Below are 18,572 nucleotides of genomic sequence, written 5' to 3'. Positions count from 1 at the left end.
GGCATGCAGCACACACATTTATTTATGCCTCTGGCACTCGTTAGTGCAATGGCAGTAGCACAACAAGTATATGCAGCAGATGAATTCATTGTACAAGATATAAAATTTGATGGATTAGTACGTTTAACTCCTGACAATGTGTATGGCCTAGTGCCAATTAACAGTGGTGATCGGGTCAATGATCCAATCATTGCCAATGCAATTCGTAGCATGTATGCATCAGGCCTATTTGATGACATTAAAGCCGTGCAGCAAGGTAATACTTTGGTTTTCCAAGTTGTTGAACGCCCGGTCATTTCAAAAATCGAATTGAAAGGCAATAAGTTGATTCCTAAGGAAGCACTTGAGGAAGGCCTGAAAAAAATGGGTCTGGCTGAAGGTGAAGTGCTGAAAAAATCAGCGCTGCAAACTATTGAAACTGAACTTGAACAGCAATACATGCAGCAAGGTCGTTATGATGCCGATATTACGGTCACCACGACGCCTCGACCAAATAACCGTGTTGAATTGCTAATTGATTTTATTGAAGGTAAAGCGGCCAAAGTTTTTGATATCAATATTATCGGGAATACCGTATTTAAAGAATCTGATATCAAGCAGGCCTTTGCAGTAAAAGAAAGTGGCTGGAGTTCAGTCATTTCGCGTAATGACCGTTATGCACGTGAAAAGATGGCGGCAAGTCTTGAAGCTTTGCGTGCCATGTATCTGAATCGCGGTTACATCAACTTTAATATTACCAATTCCAGTCTGAACTTGAGTGAAGATAAAAAAAATGTTTTTATCGAAGTTTCTGTGGATGAAGGCGAGCAATTTAAATTTGGTCAAACCAAATACTTAGGTGATGCGCTTTATAAGACTGAAGAATTGCAGGCTTTACAAATCTTCAAAGAAGGCGAAATTTATTCGCAGGAAAAAGTTAATGCGGTTAAGCAATTATTACAGCGTAAGTATGGTAATGCAGGCTACTACTATGCAGAAGTCAACATCGTTCCTCAAATTAACAACGAAACCAAACTGGTTGATCTAAATTACTATATTAATCCAGGTCAGCAAGTCACAGTACGACGTATTAATTTCACTGGTAATACTAAAACTGCAGATGAAGTACTACGTCGTGAAATGCGCCAAATGGAAGGTGCGCTTGCCAGTAATGAAAAAATTGACCTGTCTAAGGTTCGTCTGGAACGTACCGGTTTCTTTAAAACTGTCGATATCAAACCTGCACGTATTCCGGGTGCACCAGATCAGGTGGACTTGAATGTTGCTGTTGAAGAGCAGCATTCAGGGACCAGTACTCTTGCAGTTGGTTTCTCGCAAAGCGGTGGTGTAACTTTCCAGGCAGGTTTAAGTCAGACCAACTTCCTGGGTACAGGTAATAGTGTCTCAATCGATTTGTCGCGTTCTGAAACGCAAGATTACTATAACTTGAGCGTGATGGATCCGTACTTCACTATTGATGGTGTACGTCGCGGCTATAATATGTACTACCGTAAAACCAAGCTGGATGATGACTATAACGTCAACAACTATGTAACGGATAGTTTTGGTGGTGGGATTAACTTTGGTTATCCAATTGATGAAAACCAGAGTGTCAGCTTGGGTCTAAACGTCGATCAGACTGAAGTAACTACTGGTCCATATGTATCGACTTATGTACGGGATTATTTATTAGCTAATGGTGGTAAAAGTACTAGAGATGGTGCCTACTGTCCAAAAGACAGCGCTGGTAACTCACAATTAACTGTACCTATTTATGGACAAGATGGTACTACAGTAATTGGTTATGACTGCGCAGTGCCACAAATTACTTATGGAAATGAATTTAAAGGTGATTTCTTGACTTATAACCTGAATCTGGGTTGGTCTTATAATACCTTAAACCGTCCAATGTTCCCGACAACGGGCATGTCACACCGTGTTAATGCAGAAATTGCCTTGCCGGGTAGTGATGTGGAATATCAAAAAGTCACTTATGATGCGCAAGCTTTCTTCCCATTAGGTAAAGATTTTGTTCTGCGTGGATATGGTAAGTTGGGCTATGGTAATGACCTACCATTCTATAAGAATTTCTACGCTGGTGGTTATGGTTCAGTCCGTGGTTATGAAAACAGTACCTTAGGCCCTAAATATCCAGGTGTAACTTATAATGAATCACGAGAACAAGACTTTGGTCCAGAAGAAGTGGGTGGTAATGCCTTAGTCCAGTTTGGTACAGAATTAGTGCTTCCTGTGCCATTTAAAGGAGATTGGGCACGTCAGGTTCGCCCGGTACTTTTTGCAGAGGGAGCACAAGTTTTTGATACTCAGTGTGATGTGCCTCGCGGAAATTTATATCTCAATCCACAAAATACTGATGTAAATGCGAAGCAATACTGTAAAGATAACTTTGGTTTTGATGCAGGCAATATGCGTTATAGCGTAGGCGCAGGTTTCACCTGGATTACCATGATTGGGCCATTATCACTTAGCTATGCATACCCATTGAATGATAAAGATGGGGATGATACTCAAAATATCCAGTTTGAAATTGGACGTACTTTCTAAAATCGTTTTGACCTAGAAACTAAATTTTGCTCATAAAGCCTGCAGGTTTTGTGAGCAAATTTTTTTGAATGAGTAAGAATATGAAAAAAATGATTATGGCAATGAGCCTGGCTTTGGCAAGTGTTGCACCTTTAACTCAAGCGGCCAGTATGGGGGTAATTGACTTGGAGCGTGTGGTTGAAGGTAGTACTTATCTGAAACAACAAAACACGATATTCCAGCAAAAAATTCAGCCACAAACCACTAAGATTGAGCAACTCAGCAAAGAGCTGGAAACTTTGCAGCAACGTGCTCAATCCAATACCAAGCTCAGTGAGACTGAAAAACAGAAAATGTCTGTGCAATATCAGGCTAAGTTGCAAGAATTGAATCAGTTACAGCAATCTGTACAGACGAATGTCCAAAGCTCGATTCAGCAGATCCGAATTGTATTTGATGCACGGGTAAAGCAAATTGCTGAACAATTGCGTAGAGAAAACAACCTGGATGTGGTTTTAAATAAAAATTCAGCGCTTGCTTATGATGCTAAATATGATTTAACTGATAAAATGATTCAAAAGGTTAATGCAATTAAATAATCAATGAATCATCAACAGCTTCAGTTAGCTGATCTCGCTCGCCTGGTTCAGGGCGAGTGCATAGGTCAGACAGATTTACGTTTGAGCGCTTTGGCCAGTCTTGAACAGGCAACTTCACACGATCTGGCATTTGTGAATGCCGATAAATATGTAGAGCAGGCCAATCAAAGTCAGGCAGGTGCTTTAATTGTCACGGCTGAACTAAAACAACAGATAACTTCACATCAAAACTTTATTGTTGTGGCAAATCCCTATCTGGCTTTTGCGATTCTGACGCATGTCTTTGAGAAAAAACATCGCCAGCGTGGCATTGAGAGTACTGCTCAAATTCACCCGTCGGCAGTGATTGCGGACGATGCTTATATTGGTCATTACGTGGTGATTGGTGAGCATTGTGTCGTGGGTGCGAATACGATTGTTCAGGCGCATGTGCAGATCGATGATGATGTCGAGATCGGTCAGGACTGTTTTATTGACTCACATGTGACCCTCACCGGCGCAGCAAAAATTGGTAATCGGGTGCGCATTCATGCCAATAGCGTGATTGGTAGCGAAGGGTTTGGTTTTGCACCTTATCAGGGTAAATGGCACCGTATTGCGCAATTAGGTTCTGTATGCATTGAGGATGATGTGCGTATTGGGTCAAATTGTAGCGTAGACCGTGGTGCACTGGATGATACGATTTTGCAACAGGGTGTGATCATTGATAATCTTGTGCAAATCGCACATAACGTTAAAATTGGTGCACATACCGCGATTGCTGCAAAAACTGCCGTTGCAGGAAGTGTTTCAATTGGCAAAAACTGTATCATTGGTGGTGCCTCTGCGATTTCTGGACACTTGAATATTGCTGATAATGTGACGTTGACCGGAATGTCAATGGTGACAAATAATATTTCTGAAGCTGGAAAATATTCATCCGGGATTGGTCTGTTTGAAAATCAGAAATGGAAACGTACCGTGGTTCGCCTCAGACAATTAGCAGATGTGCCATTGACCCAGGTGATCAAACGACTAGATCATATGCAATCTCAGATTGAGTCCATTGAATCAACATTTAAGTTGCGTAAATAATTATGATGACAGAGTCGAATTTGCCTACATTCACGAAGCCTGAATTGCCAATGAATATTCAAAAGATTCGTGAATATTTGCCCCATCGCTATCCATTTTTATTGGTTGATCGCGTCGTCGAAATTACCGATAATGGCATTGTTGGTTATAAAAACGTCTCAATTAATGAAGAGTTTTTACAAGGCCATTTTCCGAATTATCCAATTATGCCAGGTGTACTGATTGTTGAGGCACTGGCACAAATCTCTGGAATTCTGGGTTTTGTGATGAATAACGAAGTACCAAGTGAAGGTTCTTTGTTCCTGTTTGCCGGTGCGGAAAAAGTTAGATTTAAAAAACAGGTGGTTGCAGGTGACCAATTGGTTTTAAAATCTGAATTAGTGATGCAAAAGCGGGGCATTTACAAATATAATTGTATTGCCACTGTAGATGGCGTCGTCGCAACAACCGCGGAAATTATGGTTTCGCATCAAAAAGTCGAGCAGGCATGAGCAATAATCCCCTTATTCATCCAACTGCCATTATTGACCCGTCAGCAGTCATTGCTGCTGATGTAGAAATTGGCCCATATTGTATTATCGGGCCAAATGTCACTATTGGTGCGGGTAGCAAACTTCATTCACACGTGGTGGTGGGTGGCTATACGCGTATAGGTGAATATAATGAAATTTTCCAGTTCGCCAGTGTAGGCGAGGTGTGTCAGGATCTTAAGTATGCTGGTGAAGAAACCTGGCTTGAGATTGGCGATCACAACAAGATTCGTGAGCATTGCAGTCTGCATCGTGGTACGGTTCAGGACCAGAGCCTGACCAAGATCGGTAGTCATAACCTGCTCATGGTCAATACTCATATTGCACATGACTGTATGGTTGGAGATTATAATATCTTTGCCAATAACGTCGGTGTGGCTGGACATGTCCATGTCGGGGACTACGTCGTCATTGGCGGAAACTCGGGCATTCATCAGTTCTGTAAGATTGATTCTTATAGCATGATTGGTGGTGCATCACTGATTTTGAAAGATGTGCCGGCTTATGTGATGGTTTCAGGTAATCCTGCGCATGCATTTGCCATGAATATTGAAGGCATGCGTCGTAAAGGCTGGTCGAAGACCGTAATCAGCGGTTTACGTGATGCCTTTAAACTGATTTATAAATCAGGTTTAACGACTCAGGAAGCAATCGAGCAGATCCGTACAGGAATTTTGCCGGAAGTGGCTGAAGTACAACGTCTAATTGACTCTCTTGAACAGTCGAAGCGCGGCATTGTGCGCTAAATGTTTGAGGTAATAAAAAAGACACCTGAAGGTGTCTTTTTTATTTTGGGAATTTCTATTTTACTTAAGAAATTTAATTTCCTCAGCTTTCGGATAATTCTTCAATAGCTTTGTTTTGTATTGCGATGCAAGCGTAGTATTCTTTTCAACATCTTTGCTGATGTTATAAAGCTGATACAGGGCAGTGGAGGCTTTTGCAGAATTTGGGTAACGGTCAACGACAATCAGATAATTACGTTTCGCTTCAGTAAATTTTGGCGGGTCAATCGCCAGATTGAATTCCGCTAACCAGAAATAGGCATTGCTGATATAAACGCTATTCGGATTGTTTTTAATAAAGTTTTGCATCGGTGCAATGGCTTTGGCTGCACCGCCATTTTTATAAGCATCTAAAGCCACGGTATAAGCTGCCTTTTCTAGCTCAGCAGGTTGCTTTCCGCTGCTTGCTGTATTGACCTTATTTGTGTTTAGGCTGGGTGCAGTATCCTGTGGGTTTTCCTCCGTTGGATTGTCTTCAGCAGGTTCAATTTTTTGCTGCAATAGTTCGAGACGCTGATCGAGATCGGCATAACGATTGGTCAGTTCATTTTTGAGCCGTTCAATCTCATTTTCCTGTTCTTCCATTTTACCGCGCAAAATCCGCAAGTCATTTTCGAGCTGCTGGTTCTTTTGCATGATTTGCCAGCTGGTATTGGTTTGAACTGCTGGAGTTGCACCAGCCGCAATTGCCGCTGGGGTATTTACTGCGGTTTGATTCGTAGCTTGGCTCAAGCCGCGCGATTCAATCGGAATATTGGCAAATAGAGGCGTGGTAAAGAGTGCTGTCACTGCACACAATACGGTCTTTTTAAACATCATAAAATTTCCATAATTCTTTGTGAGATGCGGATCCGCTGCTCATCTTTTCAAAGTAGATCATTCATATACATTGCACACATTAAAAACGGCATTTTTAGAAAATGCAACAAGGTTTTACAAAGATCATGTGAATCTGAGTGTTGATGGATTGATTGTGAAGATCCCTTAAAAATCAGCAGAAATATCAATATTGTTTTTAAAATAATCAAACGGATAGCTTAAGGGATTATTTTGCGGAACAAGGCTTGCAACTTGATTAAAAATCTCTATACTCTGTTTTTGTAATGGTAGCCCTGCTGGTTACTTCGCAATTGTACTCTATGAACCCCGCCAGGACCGGAAGGTAGCAACGGTAATAGAACTATGATGTGCCGGAGCTTTGCTGGTAGGGTTGCCACCATATTCTTATTATAATAACAATGCGAATTCGCAGTTTTCTATTCTCAAATATCATTTTTTTTCAATATCGTCAAACAGCATTATCTTATTGTTTTAATGATTAAATCATCATTATCTTTTGCCGTGCTTTATTTTATTTTCCAACTAATATTAGATTAAATATCCAATCCTTTTAATTCATTAAGACTTTCAAAGAATATAAGACTTAGTCTTCTGCTTTACGGTTAATGGCCTTGATAATCGCATCCATTTCAAAACCACGATACATTAAAAAACGGATCTGTTTGGCTTTGAGCTTGGGGTCTTTAGGAACTTCGGTGCCATATTTTTTGACTTTTAGTTCATAGGCTTGTTGAACCCAGTCGGTTTCTTTGAGTTCTTCTGAAATCAGAGCAGTATCAATCTTTTTGCTCTTGAGTTTCATTTTAATTTGATTGGGACCTTTGCCTTTACGCTTTTGACTCGACAACATGGTTTCCGCCACACGCTGATCACTTTGATAGTTCTCACGGGACAGTTCTTCAACCAGGTTAATAACTTCATCACGATGCTCTGCATAGAGGGCTAGTTTCTCTATCAGTTCGGCTTTGGAATATTCCTTGCGCGTCAGTACGGCAAAGGCATAAGAACGTAAGCGTGAGCCTGTCAGTCCCGGTTTCTTCTCATCCTGAGTTGGGGTAGAGGAAAACAAACGTTCTTCAGGATCAAATTCAGGAGCGTCTTGGATCGCACTTTTTGCAGGTTGAGCTTGATCTTCAGTATCACCAAATTGCTGTTTTAAAGTTTCATAATCGAGCAGTTTGCTGAATTTCGCGTCTGACATGATTCTCTCGGATTTTAGATTCCCTATATAATAACAAAACGCCCCGGAGGGCGCTGTGTATTGACGTTTAAAGATGATGCATCTAATAAGATCATGCATCTAAAAAGTCAGGTTCTTCCTTGCTATCGTCTTCTTCAACAACCACTGCTTTAGTCAGAAGCTGGTCACGAATCAGTTTTTCAATCGTCTGAGCCATTTCTTTATGCTCTTCCAGATAACGGATGGTGTTGTTCTTACCCTGGCCAATTTTGTCGCCTTGATAAGAATACCACGCACCAGCTTTCTGCACGATTTCTTGCTGTACAGCAAGGTCGATCAATTCACCTAGATGGTTAACACCTTTGCCATAAAGAATCTGGAATAAAGCTTCTTTAAACGGAGGCGCCATTTTGTTTTTCACGACTTTGACTTTGGTTTCAGAACCAACAATCTCGTCACCTTCTTTCACTTGGCCGATACGACGGATGTCCAAGCGAACAGAGGCATAGAATTTCAGTGCGTTACCACCAGTTGTGGTTTCAGGGCTACCAAACATGACACCAATCTTCATACGAATCTGGTTAATGAAGATCACCATACAGTTGGAACGCTTGGCATTACCAGTAATTTTACGCAGTGCCTGGCTCATTAAACGGGCTTGCAGACCCATATGCGAGTCACCCATTTCGCCTTCAATTTCAGCGCGCGGAGTCAATGCAGCAACAGAGTCGACAACGATCATGTCGATCGCGCCAGAGCGTACCAGCATGTCTGCGATTTCAAGTGCCTGTTCACCGTGATCCGGTTGCGATACCAGCAGGTTGTCAATATCTACGCCCAGTTTGCGCGCATATTGAGGATCAAGTGCATGTTCCGCATCGATGAATGCACACGTACCGCCTGCTTTCTGACACTCTGCAATTGCTTGCAGGGTCATTGTGGTTTTACCTGAAGATTCAGGACCATAGATCTCGACGATACGACCTTTAGGTAAACCACCAATACCGAGTGCAATATCCAGCGTTAAAGAGCCTGTAGACACAGCTTCAACTGCCTGAACGGTATTGTCACCAAGACGCATAACTGTATTTTTACCAAACTGTTTTTCAATCTGGCTTAAGGCAGCGTTGAGCGCCTTGTTTTTATTCTCATCCATCTTACAACCTCAATACGATGTCACTAAGTTAGTACTCAAGTGGATGTCTTAAATTAGAGCTTTGTTCCACAGGTGTATAGTGACAGAATTTTCCCTAGTGTTCTATAAAAGTCAGCGCATGTACGACATATTCTGACGCTTAAATTTAATCGTCATTATAGGACCATGACTGATCGAAATTCTGACTATTTTCATTTTTAAATCTACTGATATCACGACGATCCTTCTTGCTTGGACGATGGTCGGGACGAGCTAGATTATGCAACTTTCTTTGTGATGTAATCAATTCCCGGCGTGCAATACTGACTTCGGTTTCTTCATACAGTTTTTGTGCCACGGGTGCAGGTCCACGAACATCAGAAAGTTCCTTAACCAGCACGGTTTTTTTGTCGATGCCTTGCTGAATCGTCAGTTCCATACCAACACGGACTTCGCGCGATACCTTGACACGTTCACCATTGTGATGGACTTTGCCACCTTCAATCGCATGTTTGGCAATCGAGCGGGTTTTAAAAAACCGTGCTGCCCACAGCCATTTGTCTATACGCATGCCTACCGCATCTTCGGGTAAAGACGATTTACGCATATTTTTTTTCTACCTCAGCCTGATTTAAATGAGTGATTAAATCTGTTAATTGGTGCAGCATCGGGTAATTACAAGTCTGACGTGCTACTTTGGCTGAAGAGGGCTGCTGGATGCTGAACAGGTTCTGAATGCCATAGGCTTGAGCCCCATTCAGGACTTTTTCAGTATCATCAATAAAATAAGCATGTGCAGGGTCAAATGGATGCAACGCATTCAGGCCTTGCCAGAACTCGATAAATTCTTTGGCATGTCCGATCGTTTCTGAACTGACAATCACATCGAAATAATCTCTTAAATTCAAATGATCCAGTTTAAATGCTAGACCCGCACAGTCAGCATTGGTGGCCAGCCAGATGGGATAGCCATTATTTTTAAGATAATCGAGCAATTCGAGACAATGCGGGCGTAAGGCCACTTTATCTTTATGTTCAATTTGCATCGCCAGAACATCGACTTCGACTTTAGCCGTCCAGAAGCGTGAAGAGTACCAGTTTAAGGTATGATTATGTTCCTGATAGAATGCATAGAGTGTCGCCTGGCTGTGTTCCAGGCTACAGCCATGTGTGGCAGCATAACGCACAGGCAATAACTCGTTCCAGATGAAATCATCGTAGGCAAGATCAAGTAAAGTGCCATCCATATCGAAAATTATGGTAGGTTTTTCAGAGCATTTTGACATATTTAGGTTTTCTATGTTTAAAGCAACAGCAGCACCACAAGATCCAATGATTTTGCAGTTTGTGCCCATTTTGACACAAGCCTGTGAAATTTTGCGAGAAGAATATCAGCGTTATTGTTCTGGTGCAGCTTTTGATGTCATCAAAAAAAATGATAATTCTCCGGTGACTCAGGCAGATTTTCGGGTTAATACTTATCTGACCCAAGCTTTGGCAGAGATTTCCAGCTTGCCTTTACTGTCTGAAGAAGGACAGGAACATGAACGCCGCTCATGGTCAGAATTCTGGTTACTGGATCCGTTAGATGGCACTAAAGAGTTTTTGCACCAGCGCCCCGAATTTACCATTAATTTGAGTCTGGTCAGAGGCAGTTTGACCACTTTTGCCATATTGGCGGTTCCAGAGCAGCAACTGATTTATTTCTGTCCTGAGCAGGGCTTGCCTTATAAATATGATATTCAAACTAGAACATGGTTTGCTTATGCAATGTCTTCGACATCTAAAATGATTGCTGTAGGGTTGAGCCAAAGTAGCCAGCAGAAACCGAAATATCTCGAATATTTACAAAGTTTGGCCAAGCTCACGGACTACACTGAATTTAAAGCGGGCAGCGCTTATAAATTTTGCATGATGCTGGAAGATCAGGTGGATATCTATCCACGTTTTCATCCGACCTCGGAATGGGATACCAGCGCTGGTCAATGTATGCTCGAACGGATTGGGGGTGGCTTGGTCGATTTAGAAGGTCGCCCATTTATTTATAATCATCGGGATACTTTGCTGAATGGCGGATTCATTGCTTATAAGAATAATGATATGAAAATTATTGCATTGCAGGCGGTTTCTGACATGCAGGCCGAGCATTGAGCAAAATTCTGAGCGTGTTATAGTGGTGCTTAACCTATTACCAAATCCAGAGTTGGCTGTAACGTGTCCCTGAAACTGCTTCCACCGAGTATGTTGAGTGCAATTGATTTATTGCCCGATGTACATACGCCTGTCACCTTATTTACACGGCATTCGATTCGTGAAGAGGTTCCGGGTCAAGGTTTGGCAGGCTATGATCTGCAACTGACCAATCAGGGGCGGGATCTGGCGCAGGAATGGGGTGCTTATCTGGCTGATCAAACTGATCGTGTGATTCATCACTGTATTTCAAGTCCGATCCAGCGGTGTATTGATACCGCTGCATTGATGATTGAAGGGGCAGATGCGGTTACCCCTGAGCAGAATACCCATCGTATTGAAATTATTGAACAGGGACTTCTGATGGAGCCTGGCAGCTTTGTGCTGGATATTCAAAAAGCTGGGCCTTATTTTGCCAAGCAGGGTGCACTCGGTTTTATTAACAGTTTTGTCAATAATGCCTTGCCTGGGATGAAACAGCCGATTCATGGCGTGGTGGATGTACTGGAACTGATTTACAACACCCATCCACAAAATAAATATGGGCTGAGTTTGGCTGTCAGCCACGATACTATTCTCGCAGCGATGATTGCAGTGATGTCAGGGCGTCAAGACGTCAGTCGGGAAGACTGGCCAAAAATGATGGAAGGTCTGTTTGTCTGGTTTGAAGGTGATGTGTTTTTGGAGTCCAAACTGAAATGGATCTGGCGCGGTCAGGTACATGAACTGGATATTGCTGATTTTAAACGTTCCCAACTTTCTTAAATTAACCTGAGTTCGATATAAAAAAAGAGTAGAAAAAAAGCCCTGTTTTTGTAACATATTGGTTCTCAAGACAAAATGTTATAAAACAAGGCTTCTCAATGGATCATATTACCGAATTATTTTGTATTTTGGATGATTTCTGCAAAAAATTTAATGAATCTTTAGAGAAAGCTTTAATTTCTAATCAAAAAACCAGGTTGAAAAAGTCAGCTTTAAGCTTGTCTGAAGCAATGACCATTGTCATTTTATTTCATCAATCCGGTTTTAGATTCTTCAAATATTTTTATTGCCAAATGATCGTTCCATTCTGGAAATCTGCTTTTCCTAAACTGCTTAGCTACAACCGATTTATTGAAATCATGCCCCGTTGTTTGCAAGCTCTGAGTAGTTTCTTCCATCAGGTGAAAGGAAAAGATACGGGAATCAGTATCATTGACTCCACTAAATTGGTAGTTTGCCATAATCTTCGGATTAAAAGGCATCGTGTATTTAAAGGCTTGGCCGGTCGTGGAAAAAGTAGTACGGGTTGGTTTTATGGTTTTAAATTACATCTCGTTATCAATAATTTAGGTGAAATTATTAATCTCAAGCTGACATCGGGAAATGTTCATGATGTTGCTATATTAGAATCTTTAACTCAAGAATTAAAAGGGATCCTACTCGGAGACAAAGGCTATTTGAGCAAAGCAAAAGCCGAAGCTTTAGCAGCAAGAGGACTGAAAATATTGACCCCATCACGTCGGAATATGAAAAATAAACCCATCCAAACTGAAGAAGAAAAACAATTACTTTGCAGAAGAGGATTGATCGAAACAGTGAATGATCAATTAAAAAATTTACATCAACTTGAACATTCACGTCATCGTTCGGTAAATAACTTCATGGTGAATATCATGGCTGCTGTAGTGGCTTATTGTTTGAACCCCAATAAGCCAACTTTCCAAAATATGCTAAAAGGTTAAGTGGATTTCATCGAACTCAGGTTAAATTAAATTGATCTATTCAAAACTCAATTGTTCACAGCAATTGAGTTTTTTATTGGGGAGTTAGAAATTATAAAGATGGTGGGGCGTTTCATATTGATCATTCAATAAAGTTCAGGCTAAAACGATAAAAATAAATTTTAAACTGCACCTTTTACATTTATAGGGTGAAAATTCAATAATGTAAGTATAAAAATTATCTATGCTTAATAAATATAGAAATATTCATCTTGAGGAAAATTATGAAAGTTATCACAATTTTTAGCCTGATCGCGATTTTGGGTTTAACCGCATGTCAAAAGCGGGACACTGACAATACGAAACAGGATAAAACCACTTCGCCATCCTCTATGGATAAAGATCAATAATCTAAAAGAGAGGGAGATTCAGGTTTTTATCTCACAGTATCGCATTGACTGGATGAGTGCTGTCTAAACAAATTATTTTTCTGAATGAGTCATTATATTTTTTAGTTTCTTCAAATTCCAGACACAAAAAAAGCCCTAAAAAGGGCTTTTTTCATTTGCGATTAGTTAGAAGCTAGTGCTTTAACTTGCGCGTTCAAGCGGCTCTTATGACGAGCTGCTTTGTTTTTATGGATGATGCCTTTGTCAGCCATACGGTCGATTACTGGAACAAGCGATTTGTACGCTTCAGTAGCAACTGCATAGTCATTAGTGCTGATAGCAGCTAATGTACGTTTAAGATAGGTACGAACCATAGAACGCAAGCTTGCGTTGTGTTTGCGTGCTTTAACGTTTTGACGAGCACGTTTTTTAGCTTGAGCAGAGTTTGCCACTCGTGCACTCCTTGAAATAGATTGGTCTGGGCGGGCTGAAACTCAACTGAAAACCAACATCAGAGGAATTATCACCAGCCCGTAAACAAGTGCCATATTTTGATTAAACTAAGCACCGAAGTCAAGTCTTGACATGCTTTGACAACATTTTAGATGCAGAAAAATTCTAAAGAAAACGTTAGATTAGTATTCCACCCAGGAGATCGTATAAAAAATGACTAAATCACTGACTCATCCCATCGTGATAGGTGCCACTGGCTTGGTGGGAAAACAACTGATAAAACGTTTGCAAGATGAGCCGACTTGCCAGCAGATTACTGCAGTGGTCAGAAAACATCAAAATGATCTGGATGCTTTGGATAAAGTTCAACAACTGGTACTGGAAGATTTCCTGATGTTGAATGATCAGGATGTCAGCAAGCATAGCCATGGTTTTAGCTGCCTGGGCAGCACCATGAAAAAAGCCGGATCCAAACAGGCATTTTATAGTATTGACTATACCATAAATGCTCACTTTGCAGAGCTGTTACAGCAAACCTCAGCCCATTATCTTTTGCTAAGCGCAATGGGTGCCGATTCCCAATCGCATTTTTACTATAATCGGGTCAAAGGTGAACTGGAAGAATATATACAAACATTGTCCTTGGACAGAATCAGTTTGATTCGACCTTCATTGCTCATTGGTGAACGTCCAGAGCAGCGTTTTTTGGAAGATATCGCGCAGCAGGTTTACCACAAAGTATCGCGTTTTATTCCGGATAGTTTTGCGTATAAGCCAGTGACAGCCGAGCAGGTGGCTCATACTATGGTCGAGGCCGCGCTAACTCAGACGGTAAAATTTGAAATTTATGATAATTTACGCATACAAAAAATGAAATGAGGGGAAAACACCGTGTCTACAGCAGCATTTGTTACCTGTGACTTGTTAGATGATCATCCAGAATTAGAGCTTCAGGTGGTGACACCTTGCCTGGACGGTAAATTTTTTAAGAGTTATGGGGCGCGCAAAACCTTTGGCGGTCAGATTGTGACAGTAAAATGTTTTGAAGATAACTCGCGGGTGAAAGAGTTGTTGGCCACAGATGGAACAGGCAAGGTCCTGGTCGTAGATGGCGGTGCATCCATGCGCTGTGCCTTGATGGGTGACCTGATTGCAGAATCAGCGGTAAAAAATCACTGGAATGGCGTAATTATTTATGGTTGCGTTCGTGATGTCGATGCGATTGCTGAACTTGATCTTGGTGTGCATGCATTGGCGGCTATTCCGCAAAAGAGCAACCGCAAGGGTGTGGGTGAAGTTGATATCTCTCTCTGTTTTGGTGGTGTCACGTTTAATGCAGGCGAGTATGTCTATGCAGACAATAATGGTATTGTGGTGTCTAAAACAGCATTAGTGGCTTAATCGGCCGGAATCTGCATTTCTGCATGAAAGAATAACAACAAAACTTATCTGTACCCTGAAAGACAGGATGCCTAGATTCTGTCTTTCATTCATATAAAACAAAAATAGGAAAATACTATGTTGAGTCATCAAATTAAAGTTGTACAAGCTTTGGCCTCTTCAATCGCTGAAGGTGGACGTGGGATGGTGGGTACACCGTTTCCAAATCAGCCTGAAAAAGCCTTGAAGCTCTATGAATACGAGGGTTCACCATTTTGTCGTCGGGTGCGTGAAGTCATGACCTTGCTAAATCTGGATTATGAAGTTTATCCATGTCCACGAGGGGGTACTCATTTCCGTCCTGAGGTGCAGCAATTGGGTGGAAAACTGCAATTTCCTTTTTTAGTTGATGAAAATACCGGTGATCGACTCTATGAGTCTCAGGATATTATCGATCATCTGTTCAAGCATTATGGCAAAACCGGCAAAACTCCCAAGAAATATGCTCACTATCCTAAAATTCCAGTGGCTGCAATTGCGGGAACCGTCCTCAATGGTTTACGCGGCGGAATGGTGATTCCCAAGATTAAGGATCGGCCAACACCTGAACTGTTATTAGAATTATGGGGCTTTGAGGCCAGTCCTTATACCCGAATTGTACGCGCCGTTTTGAGTGAACTGGAAGTGCCGTTTGTTTTTCATAATGTCGCTAAAGAGCGCTGGCAAGATTATGGACCGGCCAAATTGCGTTTAAAACCGGGAAAATATGAACCACTACCAGGCGGTAAGCGTGAACATTTGTTTGAAATGATGGGAAATAATATTCAGCTTCCCTATCTGGTCGATCCAAATACAGATACCAAAATGTTTGAATCGGCTGAGATTGTGAAATATTTAAAACAGCAATACGGTACTGCTTAAAGTAGACAGCTCGTATAACTTCAAAAGATTTTCTATCTTGAACTGCCATCTGCTAAACAGATGGCATTTTTTATGTCTATGATATGGAAAACGGGCGTAAGCGTTTCTCGCTGCTTAAAACTTCAGATAATAAAAAATAAATAAATCATGATTTTTAGTGTGATTTTGTTTATATTTTAATCTTAAAGGGGATATATAAAAATAAATATAAGGGGCGTGCTTATGACAGCATCGGAGGCAGTCTTGCCAGTACCAGTATTAATCGTTGAAGATGAATATGTCATCCAGCGCCGTTTAAAAATCATATTAAGCAATCTAGGTTATCAGGATGACGTTCTGTTATTTGCCAATACGGTGAAAGAAGCATATGCCGTTTTGCAGCAACAGCCGATTGCACTGGCCTTAGTAGATTTGGGTTTACCAGATGGAAGTGGGATTTCAATTATTGAAAAAATCCGCGAACAGGACGCACAAGCGTTGATTCTGGTGGTGTCTGCCTGGAGTACCCAAGATAGCCTGTTTAGGGCAATTCAGGCCGGTGCGACCGGTTATGTGCTGAAAGAACGGGATGATGTTGAAGTCGCCTTGGCTATTCGCAGTATTTTGCGTGGCGGTGCACCGATTGATCCCTTTGTTGCCCGTGAAATTTTAAAACAGATTTCTATTCCCACCATTTCAGGAACAGTAGAACAGAACAGGCCAGCTGCGGATCAGGAAACGCTCACACAGCGGGAGCAGGAAATCCTGTCCTTGGTTGCGCAAGGTCTGAGTAATCGTGAAATTGCCGAGCAGCTCTGTGTATCACGCTATACCGTCGAAAGTCATATCAAGCATATTTACCGCAAACTCTCGGTCAGTAAACGTACCAAGGCGGTCAGTACCGCACGGCATCTGGGAATTCTGTAATGTCATCTGCCTGTTCCAGAAGCAGCAAACGGCAGCGACTGAAATGGATCGGTGTTTTTGTCCTGTGCAGCTGGCTTTGCTTGTTCTGTAGTATCAGTCAGGCACAAAACCATTTTCAGATTAATGATCTTTGTCAGGTGAAGATCGAATATATTCAGAAGGTTCAGGCTCAGGGTCCTACCGAGATGCCGACATCGGGCTGGCAAAGCGTACGTTTGCCGGATAACTGGCAGAATAACTGGAAGAATTATCATGGGGGTGCCTGGTACAAGATTGTCTGGCGTTGGTCATGTCAGGACAATATTCGTCTTGCAGAACCGGTTGCCTTTTCTATTGATTATATTAATTCGGCAGGTGCCGTGTTCCTGAATGGTGACTTGCTTTGGTCTGACCGGAACTTGCAAGAGCCCTTGTCGAAAAGCTGGAATATGCCGCGTTACTGGGTTTTCCCGATTAGCGGTTTGCGTAAAGACAGTAATGAAATCCTGATTTATGTAAATGGCTACAGTTTCCAAAGCGCGGGCCTGGGCAATATTCAGTTTAATAATGTGTTGGTGAATAGCCAGCAGTATTTGGAAAAAATCTGGGATCGCCGTACCGTATTCCAGATCAATATGATTTTCTCTGCCACGATTGGGCTGATCTGTTTCATTATCTGGTTATTCCGGCGTTCAGAAACCACTTTTGGCTGGCTGGCACTCAGTTCACTGTTGTGGATTCTGTTTATTTCCAATGTCTTGACTACAGAAAATTTTCCATTTCACTCCACGATTTCGGCAGCTAAAGCCAATATGCTTTTTTTTATTGCCTATATCCATTGTTTTTGTCTGTATCTGATCCGCTTTGTAAAACAGAAATTTAAGCAGTTGGAGCGAGGATTTATTCTGGTCAGCGTTCTGTCCAGCTTACTGGTTATGATCAGTTCCTTGGATTATCTGGAGCAGGTACTGGGCGGAGTGTTTATCATCTATGTATTGCTCTTTATTAGTTGTACTGTATATGTCAGCTATCAGGCCATCAAAACCCGAAATGGAGAATATCTTTTCCTGACGCTGTGTCTCTGGGGGATTTTGCTGTGTGTAGTCATCGACCTGATCATGTTGAACCAAACCCAGGTCAATGAATTTTCACCTTTATCCCCCTATACCTCACCGATTATTACCCTGTTTGTCGTGCTGATTATGGGCACACGCTTGAATCGTAATGTCAGGAAAATCGAAAAATTTAATACCCAGTTAGAACGTAAAGTTCAGCAGGTCAGTGCCGACCTGAATAAAAGCCTGAGCGATAAACATCAACTGGAGCTGACGAATGTTCGTCTGCAAGAACGGATTAATCTGTCACATGAACTGCATGACGGGTTGGGAGGGTCTATTGTCCGTTCCATGATTCTGGTGGATCAAAGTAGCGAAACAGTTTCTAAACAGCAGTTTCTTTCCATGCTGAAACTGCTCAGAGATGATCTCAGACAAATCATTGACAGTGGTTCATCTATTGAAAATAAAGTCCCACAAACGCCGGTACTCTGGATCGCACCGGTACGTTATCGTTTTACCCAGCTGATGGAAGAAATGGGGATTGTAGTTGAATGGTCATTTCCAAAAGTCTGGCAGCGTGAACCGACGGCATTACAGTGTTTGACCTTGATCCGAGTAGTCGAAGAAAGTCTGACCAATATCATTAAGCATAGTCAGGCCAGTCAGGTAAAAGTCAGTCTGGAATATTCCCAGCCACATCAGCTTACTTTAAGCATTCAGGATAATGGCATCGGTTTCGATGCTGACATGGTGCAAAAAAATGGCCTGAGTATTGGAATGCGCAGCATGAAAATGCGGGTTGAGCGCATGGGAGGATTGTTCCAGATTGAATCTGAACAAGGAGATACGCTGATTCGTGTTGTATTAGAGCTGTATCAGCCTTAAGTAACTAGAATTTTAGTAGAAAATAAAAAGAGGATCATG

The 18,572-nt window shown here is 41.7% G+C and carries 20 protein-coding genes and 1 other RNA gene; 15 read left to right on the top strand and 6 right to left on the bottom strand.

Annotated elements, in window-relative coordinates; all coding sequences use genetic code 11:
* Positions 1–3 precede the first annotated feature (3 nt).
* From bamA to lpxA, 5 genes are all read left to right on the top strand, one after another.
* Positions 4–2,544, top strand: a complete 2,541-nt coding sequence (bamA, locus tag F891_RS08020) for an outer membrane protein assembly factor BamA (RefSeq protein ID WP_005263059.1) — start codon at positions 4–6, stop codon at positions 2,542–2,544.
* 80 nt (positions 2,545–2,624) lie between these two features.
* Positions 2,625–3,122 (top strand): OmpH/Skp family outer membrane protein, encoded by a 498-nt coding sequence (locus tag F891_RS08015; RefSeq protein WP_004646720.1) that lies wholly within the window; start codon positions 2,625–2,627, stop codon positions 3,120–3,122.
* 3 nt (positions 3,123–3,125) lie between these two features.
* Positions 3,126–4,196 carry a UDP-3-O-(3-hydroxymyristoyl)glucosamine N-acyltransferase gene (gene lpxD / locus F891_RS08010; protein WP_004646721.1) on the top strand — a complete coding sequence of 357 codons (1,071 nt, stop codon included), beginning with the start codon at positions 3,126–3,128 and terminating at the stop codon, positions 4,194–4,196.
* A 5-nt stretch (positions 4,197–4,201) separates the two neighbouring features.
* The gene (gene fabZ / locus F891_RS08005) at positions 4,202–4,687 is read left to right on the top strand and encodes a 3-hydroxyacyl-ACP dehydratase FabZ (RefSeq protein ID WP_026055766.1); all 486 of its coding nucleotides are present in this window, start codon (positions 4,202–4,204) and stop codon (positions 4,685–4,687) included.
* Positions 4,684–5,472 carry an acyl-ACP--UDP-N-acetylglucosamine O-acyltransferase gene (lpxA, locus tag F891_RS08000; protein WP_004279876.1) on the top strand — a complete coding sequence of 263 codons (789 nt, stop codon included), beginning with the start codon at positions 4,684–4,686 and terminating at the stop codon, positions 5,470–5,472. Before fabZ ends, lpxA begins: the two co-directional genes overlap by 4 nt.
* 60 nt (positions 5,473–5,532) lie before the next feature.
* Here the strand turns inward: lpxA and F891_RS07995 are convergent, their stop codons facing one another.
* Positions 5,533–6,330 carry a tol-pal system YbgF family protein gene (locus tag F891_RS07995; RefSeq protein WP_004646724.1) on the bottom strand — a complete coding sequence of 266 codons (798 nt, stop codon included), beginning with the start codon at positions 6,328–6,330 and terminating at the stop codon, positions 5,533–5,535.
* A gap of 294 nt (positions 6,331–6,624) precedes the next feature.
* On the opposite strand from F891_RS07995, the gene ffs reads away from it, so the two are divergent.
* An RNA gene (ffs, locus tag F891_RS17380) (signal recognition particle sRNA small type) lies at positions 6,625–6,721 on the top strand.
* 213 nt (positions 6,722–6,934) lie between these two features.
* Here the strand turns inward: ffs and F891_RS07990 are convergent.
* From F891_RS07990 to F891_RS07975, 4 genes are all read right to left on the bottom strand, one after another.
* On the bottom strand, positions 6,935–7,552 hold the full coding sequence (locus F891_RS07990) for a regulatory protein RecX (protein ID WP_004646725.1): 618 nt from the start codon (positions 7,550–7,552) through the stop codon (positions 6,935–6,937).
* Positions 7,553–7,643: 91 nt separating this feature from the next.
* Positions 7,644–8,687: a recombinase RecA gene (gene recA / locus F891_RS07985; RefSeq protein ID WP_004279873.1), complete on the bottom strand. Its 1,044-nt coding sequence runs from the start codon at positions 8,685–8,687 to the stop codon at positions 7,644–7,646.
* A gap of 145 nt (positions 8,688–8,832) precedes the next feature.
* Positions 8,833–9,273, bottom strand: a complete 441-nt coding sequence (locus F891_RS07980; RefSeq protein ID WP_004646726.1) for an RNA-binding S4 domain-containing protein — start codon at positions 9,271–9,273, stop codon at positions 8,833–8,835.
* The gene (locus F891_RS07975) at positions 9,266–9,952 is read right to left on the bottom strand and encodes an HAD-IA family hydrolase (protein WP_016806963.1); all 687 of its coding nucleotides are present in this window, start codon (positions 9,950–9,952) and stop codon (positions 9,266–9,268) included. The genes F891_RS07980 and F891_RS07975 overlap by 8 nt, the downstream gene beginning before the upstream one ends.
* 13 nt (positions 9,953–9,965) lie before the next feature.
* Between F891_RS07975 and F891_RS07970 the strand changes: the two genes are divergently transcribed.
* The 4 genes from F891_RS07970 to F891_RS18415 all read left to right on the top strand — a co-directional run bounded on the left by F891_RS07970 (position 9,966) and on the right by F891_RS18415 (position 12,972).
* A complete protein-coding gene (locus tag F891_RS07970) occupies positions 9,966–10,817 on the top strand; it encodes a 3'(2'),5'-bisphosphate nucleotidase CysQ family protein (protein WP_004646729.1) in 852 nt (283 codons plus the stop codon).
* A gap of 63 nt (positions 10,818–10,880) precedes the next feature.
* A complete protein-coding gene (locus F891_RS07965; RefSeq protein ID WP_005263055.1) occupies positions 10,881–11,621 on the top strand; it encodes a histidine phosphatase family protein in 741 nt (246 codons plus the stop codon).
* A gap of 98 nt (positions 11,622–11,719) precedes the next feature.
* Entirely contained in the window at positions 11,720–12,583 is an 864-nt protein-coding gene (locus F891_RS07960) for an IS982 family transposase (protein ID WP_004679438.1), read from the top strand.
* Between the two features lie 263 nt (positions 12,584–12,846).
* Complete coding sequence (locus tag F891_RS18415) at positions 12,847–12,972, top strand: hypothetical protein (protein ID WP_004646731.1); 126 nt, start codon at positions 12,847–12,849, stop codon at positions 12,970–12,972.
* 161 nt (positions 12,973–13,133) lie between these two features.
* Here the strand turns inward: F891_RS18415 and rpsT are convergent, their stop codons facing one another.
* Entirely contained in the window at positions 13,134–13,403 is a 270-nt protein-coding gene (gene rpsT / locus F891_RS07955) for a 30S ribosomal protein S20 (protein ID WP_004279868.1), read from the bottom strand.
* A 214-nt stretch (positions 13,404–13,617) separates the two neighbouring features.
* Here rpsT and F891_RS07950 point away from each other — a divergent pair, with 214 nt between their 5' ends.
* From F891_RS07950 to F891_RS07930, 5 genes are all read left to right on the top strand, one after another.
* Positions 13,618–14,283: an NAD(P)H-binding protein gene (locus tag F891_RS07950; protein ID WP_004646732.1), complete on the top strand. Its 666-nt coding sequence runs from the start codon at positions 13,618–13,620 to the stop codon at positions 14,281–14,283.
* 12 nt (positions 14,284–14,295) lie between these two features.
* On the top strand, positions 14,296–14,805 hold the full coding sequence (rraA, locus tag F891_RS07945) for a ribonuclease E activity regulator RraA (RefSeq protein WP_004279866.1): 510 nt from the start codon (positions 14,296–14,298) through the stop codon (positions 14,803–14,805).
* 117 nt (positions 14,806–14,922) lie between these two features.
* Positions 14,923–15,705, top strand: coding sequence for a glutathione S-transferase N-terminal domain-containing protein (locus tag F891_RS07940; RefSeq protein WP_005263051.1), 783 nt, complete (start codon positions 14,923–14,925; stop codon positions 15,703–15,705).
* Positions 15,706–15,927: 222 nt separating this feature from the next.
* Complete coding sequence (locus tag F891_RS07935; RefSeq protein ID WP_004646734.1) at positions 15,928–16,611, top strand: response regulator; 684 nt, start codon at positions 15,928–15,930, stop codon at positions 16,609–16,611.
* Positions 16,611–18,533 (top strand): sensor histidine kinase, encoded by a 1,923-nt coding sequence (locus F891_RS07930; protein ID WP_004646735.1) that lies wholly within the window; start codon positions 16,611–16,613, stop codon positions 18,531–18,533. The genes F891_RS07935 and F891_RS07930 overlap by 1 nt, the downstream gene beginning before the upstream one ends.
* Positions 18,534–18,572: the final 39 nt, after the last annotated feature.

The organism is Acinetobacter sp. CIP 101966 (assembly GCF_000369725.1).
GTDB classification, from domain to species: domain Bacteria; phylum Pseudomonadota; class Gammaproteobacteria; order Pseudomonadales; family Moraxellaceae; genus Acinetobacter; species Acinetobacter lwoffii_Q.
Note: the sequence above shows the minus strand (reverse complement) of the source record. Positions and strands in the feature narration are given on the sequence as shown.